This is a genomic window from Microbulbifer elongatus (assembly GCF_021165935.1).
GTDB lineage: Bacteria > Pseudomonadota > Gammaproteobacteria > Pseudomonadales > Cellvibrionaceae > Microbulbifer > Microbulbifer elongatus.
The window spans coordinates 3,384,561-3,398,195 of sequence record NZ_CP088953.1 but is presented as its reverse complement, the minus strand read 5'-3'; the positions used below and the strand labels follow the sequence as shown (position 1 = coordinate 3,398,195).

Genomic DNA, 13,635 nt, shown 5'->3' with positions numbered 1-13,635 from the left:
TTTAATTCCTTTGTCGTCAGGCGGCCTGTTGCGCGAAGTCCCGCACCAGTGCGGCGACGGTGCTGGCGACCTGTTGGCATTCCGTATCGTTCAGAGTCAGTGGCGGCAGCAGGCGCACCACGTTGCCGGCGGTGACGTTGATCAGCAGTCCCTGGGCCCGGGCCAGATCCACCAGTTCGGCGCAGGGGCGATCCAGCTCGATGCCGATTAGCAATCCCAGGCCGCGGATGTCTTTGATGTGCGCACAGCCGGCCAGGTCGGATCTGAGCTGCTCCAGCAGTTGCGTACCGAGGGTTGCCGCTTTCTCGATCAGCCACTCGCTCTCCAGGGTCTCCAGCACGGCCAGGCCAGCGCGGCACGCCAGCGGATTGCCGCCAAAAGTGGAGCCGTGGGCGCCGGCAGTAAATAGTTCGGCGGCTTTACCGCGCGCCAGGCAGGCGCCGATGGGCACGCCGTTACCCAGGCCTTTGGCCGTGGTGACCACATCCGGCAGCAGGCCATCAGTGTGCTGATAGGCGAACAGCTTGCCGCTACGGCCGTTGGCAGTCTGGATTTCATCCAGCATCAGCAGCCAGTCCCGGTTGTCGCAGAGTGCGCGCAGGCGCAGCAGGTAATCGGCGTCCGGAATACGGATGCCCCCTTCACCTTGTACCGGCTCTACCAGAATCGCCACGATATCATCGTGGCTATCGGCCAGCGCGTCGATGGCTGCCACATCGTTATACGGCACCCGCAAAAAGCCTTCCGGCAGCGGCGCAAAGCCCTGTTGCACCTTGGGGTTGCCGGTGGCGGTCAGGGTGGCGAGGGTACGCCCGTGGAATGCACCTTCGGTCACCACGATCTTGGGGCAGGCGAGGCCGCGCTCGTTGCCGAGCTTGCGTGCCAGCTTGATCGCTGCCTCGTTGGCCTCGGCACCGGAGTTGGAGAAAAACACATTGTCCATTCCCGACAGCTTTACCAGTTTATCTGCCAGCTGTTCCTGGGGCGGGATGTTGTACAGGTTCGAGACATGCAGCAGGGTGTTGGCCTGTTCCTGGATCGCCAGCGTAACCGCCGGGTGGCAGTGGCCGAGGCCACACACCGCGATCCCGGAGAGCGCGTCGAGATATCGTCGGCCATTGTCATCCCACACGTAGTTACCTTCACCTCTGACCAGGGTCAGGGTTCTGTTGCCGTAGTTCTGCATCAGTGCGGGAGTAGCCACCGTATATCTCCTCTGTGGGTGGGTCTCTGTTGGGCCTGCTTTCGCGATAGCGATCGACAAACTTTCGACAAGCAATGCGAGACAAAAGGGCCCAAAGTAAAAGGGAAACCGCAGAAAATACGCCTTGGGCGTATCGTGACCGCAATTTCCCCGGGGAACCGGCAATACTAGCACAGCTTTTTGTCGGTTTATCGTTTTCTCGGGAGTCGTTAAAGACACAGGCTGTGCCTAACCTGTAGTAACCATTGAAAGCCACTTTCGGGCCGGGAAGGGGAAGCGGCAGAGCAGGTTTTTGGCATTCGATTGCGAGGAGTCGACTATGCAACTGGTGCGGATCGAAACTCCGGTCATCTCGCATTTCGCTTACCTGATTACGGACGGCGATGTAGCGGCTATTGTGGACCCGAGGCGGGACGTGGACGTGTATTTGCGGACTGCCCGTGATCTTGGGTGCCGGATTACCCACATTCTGGAAACACACCGACACGAAGATTTCGTGATGGGATCCCGTTATCTGGCGGAGGTAACCGGGGCCAAAGTGGTGAATACCGGGCACGCGCTGTTCGGGCGAGGTGATATCGCACTGGGTGACCGCGAGGGGTTTGAAGTTGGTGCGCTGAAGCTGGTCGCCCTGCATACCCCGGGGCATACCCCGGAAAGTGTGTGCTATCTGGTGTTCGGGCTGGAAAATGACCGCCCCTGGGGCGTGTTTACCGGTGATACGCTTTTCTACGGGGATACCGGTCGCAGCGATCTGCCGGACGAAGCGCGTGCAGTGGAAAATGCCGGGTGTATCTACGACTCGGTGCACGAGAAACTCGGGGGGCTGGACGACGAGGTGCTGGTGTTTCCCGCCCATGGTCCGGGCTCGGTCTGTGGCAGTGGGATGCATGCCATTCCGCACTCTACCCTGGGGCGGGAGCGTCGGGTCAACCCGGTATTCGTCAAAGACAGGGCGGCATTTGCGCAGCAGAAAGGTGGCGAGGAGCTACCTCGACCTCCGTATTTCCGACGGATGGAGCTCGTCAATCTCAACGGTGGGTTGCAGCCATCGGCCTCTGTGGACGCGGTGGCCTTGATGCCCCCAGACAGGTTCGCTGAGGCTGCCCGCGATGCGAAGGTGATCGATACACGGGAGCCCGAGGGCTACTGCGCCGCGCATATCAAAAACAGCTACAGCGTGTGGCTCCAGGGTTTGCCGGTGTTTGGTGGTTGGGTAGCGGAGTCCCAGGACAGGATTCTGCTGGTGTGCGACCGCGAGGAAGACATCCGCGAGGGTGCAATGCACCTGGCGCGGATTGGCCTCGACCGGGTTGTCGGCGGGCTCAAGGGTGGTTTCCCAGGCTGGCGCGATAGTGGGCAGCCCTGGGGGTGTTGCGGGGTGATCTCGCCACAATCCCTGAGGCAGGCGCTGCCATCCCAGCGGGTCCTCGACGTGCGGGAGGCCGGTGAGTTCGCTGCCGGACATATTCCCGGTGCCCTGCATTGTTTTGTGGGGCATCTCGAAGAGAAGCTGGCGAAGTTGGCGCTGGATAAAAACGCCCCTCTGGTCGTGACCTGCGGTGTCGGGCACCGGGCCGGCGTGGCGGTGAGTATTCTGCGCCGAGCCGGGTTTCGCGATGTACGCAATCTGCTCGGCGGGATGAAAGCCTGGCACACCTGTGATTTCCCGGTCATGCAGGGGCGGGAGGGCGCCCCGGAGTAAAGCCCGCCCATAGGGTGCGGAATGCATGGGGGTCAGGTACAATCCGCGCGACTGTGGCCCCGGAGGCGTGCGATGTGCGACATCGCCACCCGGCGACCGCTGATGGGAAGTGCTTTAGTGTGCGCTCTTCCGGCATGAATGCATAAACTCGAGGTTAGATTCCACTATGGATACTCTGGAAAACATCAAAAAGCAGATCGCCGATAACGACATCCTGCTTTATATGAAAGGCAGCCCCAACGCGCCGCAGTGTGGTTTCTCCATGCGTGCCTCCCAGGCTGTGATGGCCTGTGGTAAGCGATTTGCCTATGTGGACGTGCTGTCCAACCCGGATATCCGTCAGGAACTGCCGAAATACGCCAACTGGCCGACCTTCCCGCAGTTGTGGGTGAAGCAGGAGCTGGTGGGTGGCTGCGACATCATCATGGAGATGCATGAAAGCGGTGAGCTGAAAACCCTGATCGAGGAAGCCGCCAAGGATGCCGAGCAGGGCGAGTAATCACTGCCGAATCTCGGAGCCATAAGCCCGGGCACAAAAAAACCGCGAGATTTCGCGGTTTTTTTGTGCCCGGAATTTGCCTGTAGGAGCCGGCCCTGCAGACGAACAGCGCGCTTCGCCCCGTTCGTCTGCAGGGCCGGCTCCCAGGGTATTTTATTCCTCGGAGGCGGACACCATCTGGGTCTGCAGGTAGTTCTGCAGGCCGACCTTGTCGATCAGCCCAAGCTGGGTTTCCAGCCAGTCCAGGTGCTCTTCCTCGGAATCGAGAATGCGCTGCAGCAGTTCACGGCTGCCGTAGTCGCGTACCGATTCGCAGTAGGCGATGCCGTCGCGCAGATCAGGAATGGCTTTCTGTTCCAGCTTCAGATCGCACTTGAGCATTTCCTCGGTGTTCTCACCGATAAGCAGTTTGCCGAGATGCTGCAGGTTGGGAATACCTTCGAGAAACAGAATCCGTTCGATCAGCCAGTCGGCGTGTTTCATCTCGTCGATGGATTCGTGATACTCCTTGTCGGCCAGCTCTTTCAGGCCCCAGTCCTTGAACATACGGGAGTGCAGAAAATACTGGTTGATGGCAATCAGCTCATTTCCCAGTGCCTTGTTCAAATGTTCGATGACTTTGGGATCGCCTTTCATGGTGTTCTCCTTGAGCCGGGTCGCAATGTCCTGTGGCGGTAATTATTAATCAAAACGTTGGCGCTGATCTTCTAAAACAGGCGGTGAACAGCAACGGAGTTATTCCGGCCTGTACCATCAGAATTGTAGAGTCCACAGCGCGAGATTGTGTGGAGTTTGCGTTGCAGAAAAGGACAAGTCAAGCGAGGAATGTCGGCGAACGTGCAGGAAAAAAGCCAGAAAATTAACGGGAAAAAGGCCGAAAACTACACTGAGAACGATTGCTGTTTAGATTGTTTGCGGCGGGCGCGGGTTCATTCGAGCTCGCTGCGCATTTTGGAGAGCTGCTTCTGAATCGCGGCGACATCAAATCTGTCTTTCAGACTGATTTCGCAATCCTCCTGCAGGCGTTGGATCAATTGCCTAAGGGCCTGCTGCTCTTCCTTGCGCGAGCAGATTTCCGCAAGCGCAATCAGTGCGCTGCATAAATGTCGCATGACCACGCCGCTGTCCCGGCCGTACTCGCGGATTTCATCCAGGGCCGCTGCCAACACATCGGCAAAGTTGAGTTCGGTGGTGACCAGGCGCAGGTTCTGATCGTCGTCGTGAAAGCAGTTGGGAAGTGCGGGGCGTTGCAGAATGATACCGATCCCATCCACCAGGCGGTCAATGCAGGTATAGGCCGTGAAGGGATCGTTGATCCCCGGCGACAGGGCGCGCACCGCGATCTGTGCCAATTGACGAACGGAGAATATGACATCCTGCTCGGCAGTGGGTTGCGCGCCGAGGGTGATCGCGCCTTGAATGGCTTCGGCGATCGCCTGGCTGTCAATATTTCGCGGCGGATTGTGCACCGTGGCGATATTGCCCCAGTGGTAGAGAAATGCCCCCGGATGGATTTTCAGGCGCACCGTACACTGGTGCTCGCAGGCCCAGGCAATCAGCTTGCGGTTATCGATGCGCTGAATGTACCCCTCTTTGTTGGCCCGTACCTGCAGGCGGTCGTCCGCGAGTGGGATATCCCGTATATCCCGTCTGCAGGTTCTTGGGTTGCGACAGTCGTCCGCGGGATAAATAGTATCCAGCGCGTTGCGAAACTCCCGGTTGATCTCAAAGGTGATGTTGTCGATCTGAATGGACTGGGCGACGTTGTGAATGAAATAAATCAGGTAGGCGATACAGGCCAGTGCCATCAGCAGCGCAAAGCTGACCGCGAGGGTGTGATGGTGTCGCGGGCCGCTGGTGTCGATACCGCGCATGACCAGCAGCGCATAGACAAAGGTAGAAAGAAAGATGCCCAGGGAAATCTGGGTGCCCCGGTCGCGAATGAAGTTGCGTACCAGACGGGGGCCAAACTGGTTGGAGGCGAGGGTCAGGGCGACGGTGGTAATAGAGAAGACGGTACCTGCCACAGTAATGGTGGAGCTGGCAACGGCGGACAGCAAAGCGCGGGCGCTGTCCGGGTCGCGCAGTTGTAACCAGCCCAGCCCGGGGAGCTGTTCAACGTTCCAGTGCCGATCGATACTAAGAAACCCCTGCGCGAATAGGATCGCCGCAGCCATCATGATTGCCGGGATAACCCAGAAACTGGCGCGCAGTCGTTCGGCAAGGTGCAGCAGCTGTTGTTTCATGGACCCGCACAGACTCCAGGCTCAGGTAAAAGCAAAGTGGCAGCTTTAAGCCTAGGTCAGGGGGCGCAGGTGGGGGAGCGGGATGCCGCAGCGGTGCCGGTAAATAAGTGATGCCGGGGCGAGACGACGGCGAGTGGGCGCCGGCAATCAGCCGGCGGAATAGAAGAGGGCGCTGTTGGTGTTGGTGAGCATACCGGCGGTCATGGTCTCGTCGATAATCTCCTGCGTCAGTTCCGCACAGCGGCCGCATTGGGAGGATACCCCGAGGTGGCGACGCAGTGCTTTCACTGAGGTGGAACCATCGTATACAGCTTCTTTAATCTGGCTGTCGGTGATGCCTTTGCAGATACATACATACATCGCGGTAACCTGGCGCAAATACAGTCTTCTATTCAACGGAGAGTGGATCTTATTGTTAATGAGAATAAGTGTCAATAAGATTTTTCGACCGTTCAGTATGTATTCTAGTTGGTCGTATGGTAACCAGAAGGGTTGAATTTGACCCGTTGGTCTGGGGTTATGAGGAGGGCAAACGGCGTGGGGCAGCTGCTATTGGCGTTATATAAAAATTTAATGGGACTGCCTTAGGCCCCTGTGTATCATAGCGGCCCCCTATCGATCTTTTGTCTATTTATAGCTGCTGGTTATAAATTGACCATTTCTACAATCCATTATCTATCTCATTGAGGAGGTTCTCATGGCTGTATTAGTAGGTAAGCCCGCACCGGATTTCACCGCGGCAGCAGTACTGGGTAACGGCGAAATCGTTGACGCGTTCAACCTGGCAGAAACCATCAAGGGCAAGAAGGCGGTGATCTTCTTCTACCCGCTGGACTTCACCTTTGTGTGCCCGTCCGAGCTGATCGCCTTCGACCACCGCTTTGAGGAGTTCCAGAAGCGCGGTGTTGAGGTAATCGGTGTTTCCATCGACTCTCAGTTCTCTCACAACGCCTGGCGTAACACCGCCATCAACGACGGTGGTATTGGTGAAGTGAAGTACACCCTGGTTGCGGACGTGAAGCACGAAATCTGCCAGGCCTACGACGTTGAGTCTGAAGGCGGCGTTGCTTTCCGTGGCTCCTTCCTGATCGACGAAGAAGGCGTTGTGCGTCACCAGGTGGTGAACGATCTGCCACTGGGTCGTAACGTCGACGAGATGCTGCGCATGGTTGACGCGCTGGCGTTCCACCAGGAGCACGGTGAGGTCTGCCCGGCGGGCTGGCAGGAAGGTGACAAAGGCATGAACGCTTCCCCGGAAGGTGTTGCTGCCTACCTGAGCGAGAACTCCGGCAAGCTGTAAGTTGCAGGAGTGCAGGGAAGGCCGCCGGCCTTCCCGTGCTTGGAAAAACCGCCACGAGGCGGTTTTTTTATGCCCGGAGAAAATCTTCCTGCGCCAGCAGGGGTAAAAAATGCGCTAACATGCGCGCCTGTTCCAGTTTTATTACAATGCGTCGCCGCTGGGGATACTGTGACCGGGGGTTTCCGGGCAAAGAATTTTTTGCCGGGCTGCTAGTCTTATATTCAGACTTCCACACATTTGCCGACGCAGTCTGAGCGGGTGGGGCGTTTCGCCTGTTATGCCGACCGGGCACAGCAGGGGCGGCCGATGGCTGGGCAACTCGGTGTATTGCAGTAACGCACACGGTGTACTTCAAGGTGTTTCAGGGCATTTTCCACAGAATCTACAGTGATCTGCGTGGCGCGTGGGTACCGTTTCTCGTTGCCGTTGCGTTGACCAGCGCCACGGCCCCGGCGGTTGCCGATGCCGGCCGCGGCGACAAGTCCGCCAGCGCGCGCACAGCCAACAAGGCTGTCGCGAAAAGCGTGGAAGCCAGTGCCCGGGAGTTTGATCGCTATTTCCGCCAACTGCTGAAGCAGCAGGGAATTCCCGGCGCCGCTTATGTCATCGTGGATCGCGACAAGGTGGTCGCCATGGACACCTACGGGGTGCGGATGAAGGGCAAGCACCAGAAGGTGACTACGCACACCGTATTCCGTCTCGCCTCCGTGTCCAAGACCTTCGCCTCCAGTATGGCGGCCGTGCTGGAGCACAAGCACAAGTTCAACTGGGGCGATAAGGTGGTGCGTTATGTGCCACAGCTCAGTTTCAAGACCCCGGCGCTGTCCATGCAGCTGCAGGTGCAGCACCTGCTCAGTCACTCGTCCGGCCTTACCCCAAACGCTTACGACAACTATCTGGAAGACAATCGGCCCCTGTCCAAAATTCTGCCGAAGTTTGCTTCCATCGACCCCCACTGCGCTCCCGGCAAATGCTACGGCTACCAGAATGTGCTGTTCAGCCTGATCGAAGACGTGATTCAGAAGGCCACCGGCGTGCCCTACGGGCGCCAGTTGAAAGAGCGCTTTTTCACGCCGTTAAAAATGGATGATGCTTCGCTGGGGTGGGAAAGCTTTATGGCGGCGAACAATCGCGCCGCGCCCCATGTGCAGACCGGCAAGGGCTGGCGCCCGGTGAAGGTCGAGAAAGAGTATTACCTGGCGGCTCCGGCAGCGGGTGTGAATGCCAGCATCAGCGATATGGCCCAGTGGCTGAAGGCGCAGATGGGCTATTACCCGGATATCCTGTCCCACGAGGTGATCAACGACCTCACCACCGAGCGGGTGGAGACCCGCCGCCACCTGCGTCATCGGATCTGGCGTGACTATATCGACCACGCCGGTTACGGCCTCGGCTGGCGACTGTACACGGTGGGGGATGATCGCATTGTCTTCCACGGGGGCTGGGTCGCCGGTTTCCGCGCAGCCATCGCTTATTCCGAGAAGCGCAAGGTGGGCATTGTCATCCTGATGAACGCGGAGTCCCGGGTAATCTCTGATCTCACCGGCAATTTTATTGCGGATATCACTGGTAACGGCAAGCTGGTACAGGCAATCGCCGCAGCGTCGAAAAAATAGTCACTGCCGCCGGGGGGAGCTGTACCGGTCGCCCTCCGCCAAAACCCGGTCGCGCGCTTGAATTGCGCGTGACCGTCCCAATATTGCATCCCCTGACATTGAATTGTCTGCCGTCGGGCAGGCCGAAGTTGTTTTAGATAGGGGAGATACCACTCATGACTGTTGAGGCGCATAAAGAGAGCCACGGCTTCCAGACAGAGGCCAAGCAGTTACTGCACCTGATGATCCACTCGCTGTACTCCAACAAGGAGATTTTCCTGCGCGAGCTGGTATCCAACGCTTCCGACGCCGCCGACAAGCTGCGCTTCGAGGCGCTCTCCAATCCCGGCCTCCTGGCGGAAGACCCGGATCTGCGTATCCGCATCGAATTCGACAAGGACGCGGGTACCCTGACCATTACCGATAATGGTATCGGTATGAGCCGCGACGAGGTCATCGAGAATCTCGGTACCATCGCCCGCTCCGGCACCGCCAACTTTATGCAGAACCTTACCGGCGACCAGAAGAAGGACGCGCACCTGATCGGTCAGTTCGGTGTGGGCTTCTACTCCGCCTTTATCGTCGCCGACAAGGTCGACGTATTCACCCGCCGCGCAGGCGCCGATGCCAGCCAGGGTGTGCACTGGGAGTGCAGCGGCGAAGCCGAATACTCGGTGGAGAACGTCGAATGGCCGCACCGCGGTACCCGCGTGGTGCTGCACCTGAAAGATGAAGCCAAAGAATTTGCCGATGACTGGCGCCTGCGCTCCATCATCAAAAAGTACTCCGACCACATCGCTATCCCGGTGGAAATGCTGAAGCAGGAAGTGCCCTCTGATGACGAGGAGAGCAAGGAAGACAAGGCGCCAGAGTTTGAAGCGGTCAACGCCGCCCAGGCCCTGTGGACCCGCCCGCGCTCCGAGGTGAAAAGTGAGGAGTACAAAGAGTTCTACAAGCATATCTCCCACGACTTTGACGACCCGCTCACCTGGAGCCACAACCGTGTGGAAGGCAAGCTGGACTACACCAGCCTGTTGTATATCCCGGCGCGCGCGCCTTTTGATCTGTACCAGCGCGATGCCGCCCGCGGCCTCAAGCTGTACGTACAGCGCACCTTCATCATGGACGACGCCGAGCAGTTCCTGCCCCTGTACCTTCGCTTCGTCAAGGGTGTACTGGATTCCAACGATCTGCCGCTGAACGTCTCCCGCGAGATCCTGCAGAAAGACCAGAATACCGACGCCATCAAGAGCGCCCTGACCAAGCGCGTGCTGGACATGCTGGACAAGCTGGCGAAGAAAGACGCGGATCAGTACCAGAAGTTCTGGGATCTGTTCGGCTCGGTGATGAAAGAGGGCCCGGCGGAAGATTTCTCCAACAAAGAGAAAATTGCCAAGCTGCTGCGTTTCTCCACCACCCACACCGACGATGCCAAGCAGGATCAGTCCCTGGAAGACTATGTTGGTCGCATGCAGGAGGGTCAGAAGAACATCTATTACGTGTGCGCTGACAACTTTGCCACCGCCAAGTCCTCCCCGTACCTGGAAGTCTTCCGCAAGAAAGGCATCGAAGTACTGCTGCTGACCGATCAGGTGGACGAGTGGTTCGTTGGCCATATGCAGGAGTTCGACGGCAAGGCGTTCCAGGACGTGGCCAAAGGCGCCCTGGATCTGGGTGAAGCGGAAAATGAAGACGACAAGGCCGAGCGCGAAAAGGCAGAAAAAGAAGCCGGTGCGTTGGTAGAGCGCGTCAAGGAAGTGCTGAAAGAGCGCGTGGAAGACGTGCGCGCAACGACCCGCCTGGTGGATTCCCCGGCGTGTCTGGTGGCCAGCGACAACGATATGGGGCTGCAGATGCGCCGTATTCTGGAGCAGGCGGGACAGACACTGCCGGATGCCAAGCCGGTATTTGAAGTGAACCCCAATCACCCGCTGGTGCAGCGCCTGGATCAGGAGCAGGATGAAGACCGCTTTGCGGATCTCACCAATATCCTGATGGATCAGGCAAATCTGGCGGCGGGCAACCAGCTGGCGGACCCTGCGGACTATGTGCGCCGCCTGAACACACTGCTGCTGGAGCTGAATCGCTAAGCCCGCCGTAGGTGTTTTGCTGCAAAAGCCGGCGGAGCTTCTCCGCCGGCTTTTTTATTGGGTGGCGTTGCCTCGAAAACTGCTCCGGGTTTGGTCCGCGCGGAAAAGACTGAGCTATATTTTGCCTGCCGGTTTTTTACGCGAATTGGCCGTGATTAGGCGGCATTTATTGGCGAACTTGGCAAAAATGATCAATTTCCTCTGCGCCCATTGGGTGCTGGCAGCGGGCTCCGTATAATCCCACGCTGCACACGAAACACGACAGAGTGGTATGACCCAGCAAGACGTATCTTCAGACGCCCCGGAATCCAGAATGTCCATCGCCGTGCTCGGTGGTGGCAGTTTTGGCACCGCGATCGCCAATATTGTTGCCGGAAACGGCCACGACACCCGCCAGTGGATGCGCGACCCCGAGCGCGCCGCCGCCTGTATGGCGGATCGGGAAAATCGCCACTACCTGCCCGGCGTAGCACTGCATCCGGACCTCAATATCACCGCAGACCTCGAGCAGGCAGTGCGTGGTTGTCAGGTGGTATTTGTGGCGATCCCCAGTAAATCTTTCCGTGAGGTAGTGCACCGCGCCGCGCCGGTGCTGGATCAGGGCACCATGCTCATTTCCCTGACCAAGGGCGTGGAGCACGACAGCTTCCACCTGATGAGCGATATTCTGCGCGAGGAAACCGAAGGTATGCGGGTTGGGGTACTGAGTGGCCCTAACTTTGCCAAGGAGGTTGTCGCGGGGCACTACACCGCCACGGTGATCGCCAGTGAAGACGAGTCCCTGTGTACTACCATCCAGAAGGTGCTGCATTCAGAGACCTTCCGCGTCTACTCCAGTAACGATGTGTTTGGCGTAGAGCTGGCGGGGGCGCTGAAAAATATTTACGCGATTGTCACCGGTATGGCCGTTGCGCTGGGGCGTGGGCAGAACACCACCAGTCTGCTGATCACGCGCGCGCTGGCGGAAATGATGCGCTTTGCCGAGGCCATCGGCGCCGATCCCATGACGTTTATCGGTCTTGCCGGTGTGGGAGACCTGATTCTTACCTGCTCTTCGGATCTCAGCCGCAACTACCGGGTGGGATACCTGGTGGGTAAGGGCAAGAAACTGGAAGATGCGGTTGCCGAGATCGGCCAGGTGGCGGAAGGCGTGAACACGGTTCGCCTGATTAAGGCCAAAGCCGATGAATTGGGCGTCTATATGCCCTTGGTTTCTGCCATTCACGCCATATTATTTGAAGGTACCCCGATTCCCACGGTTATCCGCGAGCTGATGTCCGGGGCGCAAACCTTTGATGTGGCCTATTCGGCCAAACCCTGACTCCTTATCAATCGCTGCGGAAATACTATGAATAATGCACAACTGAAGCAGAACCTGACCTCGGCCGACCACTGGACGCGTCTGTTGTTCATGGTGCTGTTCGTGATCCTGCTGGAGGTTGCGGGTGTCGTCATGCTGGCGACGATCGTGTTGCAGTTCCTGTTCGCCATTGTCTCTGGTGGCCCGAATGAGAATCTGCGCCAGATGGGCAATCAGATTGCCTCCTATATCTACCAGACCCTGCAATTCCTGATCTACAACACCGAAGAAAAACCGTTTCCTTTTTCCGAGTGGCCGGAATCCTGAGCGCCGCCAGGTAGAGGACTGGATTCTCGCCGCGGAATCAAATCTGAAACGAAATCGGACTATATTGAGTGTTCCTGAATTTCGGATTGACTGAATCGTGGCTGGCCTGGTGGCCGGCCTGTCCCCATTTGTGGTGCCCAACAACGGACTGGTGATCGCCCAATGAGCAATGAAGAATTGAAACAAAACCTGACCTCAACCAACCAGTGGCTGCGCCTTGTGTATATGGTGCTGTTTGCGGTGCTGCTGGAAATCGCCGGCTTTGTGATGCTGGCGGTGGTTATCGCCCAATTCCTGTTCGCCATTTTTACTGGCGGAGCCAACGATAACCTGCGCCGCCTGGGGGATCAGATTTCCTCCTATATCTATCAGACGCTGCAGTTTCTGATCTACAACACCGAAGAGAAGCCGTTCCCGTTTTCCGAGTGGCCAGAGTCTGAAGAGGAAGACCTGTCCAGCTACGAAAGTGCGGAAGAAGTGGATGGTGAGGTAATTGACGACGTCGACACCCTCGAGGCCGAACTGGACGACGTCGAAGCCGAAGTGGACGAAGTACAGGCCGAAGTGGATGAGGTTCTGGGCGAAAGTAGCGACGACGTGATTGAGCCGGAAAGCGCCTCCGCCGAGGGGCAGGCCGCAGAGAAGCCCGCCAAGCGCAAGAAGCCGGCAAAAACCAGTAAAGCCAGCGATGAGGAAGAGACCGTCATCGAATTGGGTGCTGACTCCGCGGAGGCGGCCGCATCGGACAGTGAAGGCAAGGCTTCCGACGAGAAGAAGTAATCACCGGCGGTCCGCTGTAATTGGAGAGCCCAGTGCTGTTGTTTGTAATGCGTCACGGCCATGCCGAACCCCTGCGGAAAAGCGATGAAACCCGCGCCCTGACCGACGAAGGGCGCGCGGAAGTCGCCGCCGTGTGTCGGCAGCGCGCCTCGGAGCTGGCACAGGTGAAGACCATCTGGGCAAGCCCCTTTGTGCGCACGCGGCAGACCGCCAAAATTGTGGCCGAAACCTTTGATCTGCCGGTGGAGATTCAGGAGTTTCTGACCAGCGAAACCCCGGTGGATGTAGTGCTGGACGCACTGATGGCAGCAGATGCACAGCGCTTTCCCTTGATGCTGGTCAGCCATCAGCCATTGGTGGGTACCCTGGTAAACGGGCTCTGTGGCAGCGGTGATGAGCACCCGATGGGCACCGCCAGTCTCGCCTGTATTTCCAGTGAAGTCTGGGCGCGCGATTGTGCCGAACTGGAGTGGTTGCAGCACAGGCCCTGAGTGAAAACCTGCCCGGACTGTGCGATCGGTTAAAGCCGCTGAGTTCTGTGGCCATTGCGACACCGCTGCAGGGCTGTCAGCATGTGGGTTTCGGCAGC

13 protein-coding genes are annotated in these 13,635 nt (G+C 58.2%); 9 read left to right on the top strand and 4 right to left on the bottom strand.

All coding sequences use genetic code 11. The features are described 5' to 3' along the window. Positions 1–16: 16 nt before the first annotated feature. On the bottom strand, positions 17–1,204 hold the full coding sequence (locus LRR79_RS14115; RefSeq protein ID WP_231757825.1) for an aspartate aminotransferase family protein: 1,188 nt from the start codon (positions 1,202–1,204) through the stop codon (positions 17–19). 319 nt (positions 1,205–1,523) lie between these two features. On the opposite strand from LRR79_RS14115, the gene LRR79_RS14110 reads away from it, so the two are divergent. Beyond that, positions 1,524–2,909, top strand: a complete 1,386-nt coding sequence (locus LRR79_RS14110) for an MBL fold metallo-hydrolase (protein ID WP_231757824.1) — start codon at positions 1,524–1,526, stop codon at positions 2,907–2,909. Between the two features lie 166 nt (positions 2,910–3,075). Next, on the top strand, positions 3,076–3,408 hold the full coding sequence (gene grxD, locus LRR79_RS14105; RefSeq protein WP_043315455.1) for a Grx4 family monothiol glutaredoxin: 333 nt from the start codon (positions 3,076–3,078) through the stop codon (positions 3,406–3,408). 153 nt (positions 3,409–3,561) lie between these two features. Here grxD and bfr read toward each other — a convergent pair whose 3' ends face one another. The 3 genes from bfr to LRR79_RS14090 form a co-directional block, all read right to left on the bottom strand. Beyond that, complete coding sequence (gene bfr, locus LRR79_RS14100; protein ID WP_231757823.1) at positions 3,562–4,044, bottom strand: bacterioferritin; 483 nt, start codon at positions 4,042–4,044, stop codon at positions 3,562–3,564. A gap of 293 nt (positions 4,045–4,337) precedes the next feature. Further along, positions 4,338–5,654 carry a DUF2254 domain-containing protein gene (locus LRR79_RS14095; RefSeq protein ID WP_231757822.1) on the bottom strand — a complete coding sequence of 439 codons (1,317 nt, stop codon included), beginning with the start codon at positions 5,652–5,654 and terminating at the stop codon, positions 4,338–4,340. A 147-nt stretch (positions 5,655–5,801) separates the two neighbouring features. After that, positions 5,802–6,050, bottom strand: coding sequence for a bacterioferritin-associated ferredoxin (locus LRR79_RS14090; RefSeq protein ID WP_407665211.1), 249 nt, complete (start codon positions 6,048–6,050; stop codon positions 5,802–5,804). Between the two features lie 301 nt (positions 6,051–6,351). On the opposite strand from LRR79_RS14090, the gene LRR79_RS14085 reads away from it, so the two are divergent. The 7 genes from LRR79_RS14085 (at position 6,352) to sixA (ending at position 13,537) form a co-directional block, all read left to right on the top strand. Continuing rightward, the gene (locus LRR79_RS14085) at positions 6,352–6,954 is read left to right on the top strand and encodes a peroxiredoxin (protein WP_231757821.1); all 603 of its coding nucleotides are present in this window, start codon (positions 6,352–6,354) and stop codon (positions 6,952–6,954) included. Between the two features lie 356 nt (positions 6,955–7,310). Next, the gene (locus LRR79_RS14080) at positions 7,311–8,570 is read left to right on the top strand and encodes a serine hydrolase domain-containing protein (protein WP_231757820.1); all 1,260 of its coding nucleotides are present in this window, start codon (positions 7,311–7,313) and stop codon (positions 8,568–8,570) included. A gap of 155 nt (positions 8,571–8,725) precedes the next feature. Beyond that, positions 8,726–10,639 carry a molecular chaperone HtpG gene (gene htpG / locus LRR79_RS14075; protein ID WP_231757819.1) on the top strand — a complete coding sequence of 638 codons (1,914 nt, stop codon included), beginning with the start codon at positions 8,726–8,728 and terminating at the stop codon, positions 10,637–10,639. A 271-nt stretch (positions 10,640–10,910) separates the two neighbouring features. Continuing rightward, on the top strand, positions 10,911–11,960 hold the full coding sequence (locus tag LRR79_RS14070; RefSeq protein WP_231757818.1) for an NAD(P)H-dependent glycerol-3-phosphate dehydrogenase: 1,050 nt from the start codon (positions 10,911–10,913) through the stop codon (positions 11,958–11,960). 27 nt (positions 11,961–11,987) lie between these two features. Then, entirely contained in the window at positions 11,988–12,266 is a 279-nt protein-coding gene (locus LRR79_RS14065) for a DUF4389 domain-containing protein (protein ID WP_043315464.1), read from the top strand. 162 nt (positions 12,267–12,428) lie between these two features. Further along, positions 12,429–13,046, top strand: a complete 618-nt coding sequence (locus LRR79_RS14060; protein WP_231757817.1) for a DUF4389 domain-containing protein — start codon at positions 12,429–12,431, stop codon at positions 13,044–13,046. A 32-nt stretch (positions 13,047–13,078) separates the two neighbouring features. Next, on the top strand, positions 13,079–13,537 hold the full coding sequence (sixA, locus tag LRR79_RS14055) for a phosphohistidine phosphatase SixA (RefSeq protein ID WP_231757816.1): 459 nt from the start codon (positions 13,079–13,081) through the stop codon (positions 13,535–13,537). The last annotated feature ends 98 nt before the right edge of the window (positions 13,538–13,635 follow it).

Coding starts and splice junctions, on each gene's coding strand:
- LRR79_RS14110 (WP_231757824.1), top strand. CDS start 1,524: ATGCAACTGGTGCGGATCGAAACTCCGGTCATCTCGCATTTCGCTTAC.
- grxD (WP_043315455.1), top strand. CDS start 3,076: ATGGATACTCTGGAAAACATCAAAAAGCAGATCGCCGATAACGACATC.
- bfr (WP_231757823.1), bottom strand. CDS start 4,044: ATGAAAGGCGATCCCAAAGTCATCGAACATTTGAACAAGGCACTGGGA.
- LRR79_RS14095 (WP_231757822.1), bottom strand. CDS start 5,654: ATGAAACAACAGCTGCTGCACCTTGCCGAACGACTGCGCGCCAGTTTC.
- LRR79_RS14085 (WP_231757821.1), top strand. CDS start 6,352: ATGGCTGTATTAGTAGGTAAGCCCGCACCGGATTTCACCGCGGCAGCA.
- htpG (WP_231757819.1), top strand. CDS start 8,726: ATGACTGTTGAGGCGCATAAAGAGAGCCACGGCTTCCAGACAGAGGCC.
- LRR79_RS14070 (WP_231757818.1), top strand. CDS start 10,911: ATGACCCAGCAAGACGTATCTTCAGACGCCCCGGAATCCAGAATGTCC.
- LRR79_RS14065 (WP_043315464.1), top strand. CDS start 11,988: ATGAATAATGCACAACTGAAGCAGAACCTGACCTCGGCCGACCACTGG.
- LRR79_RS14060 (WP_231757817.1), top strand. CDS start 12,429: ATGAGCAATGAAGAATTGAAACAAAACCTGACCTCAACCAACCAGTGG.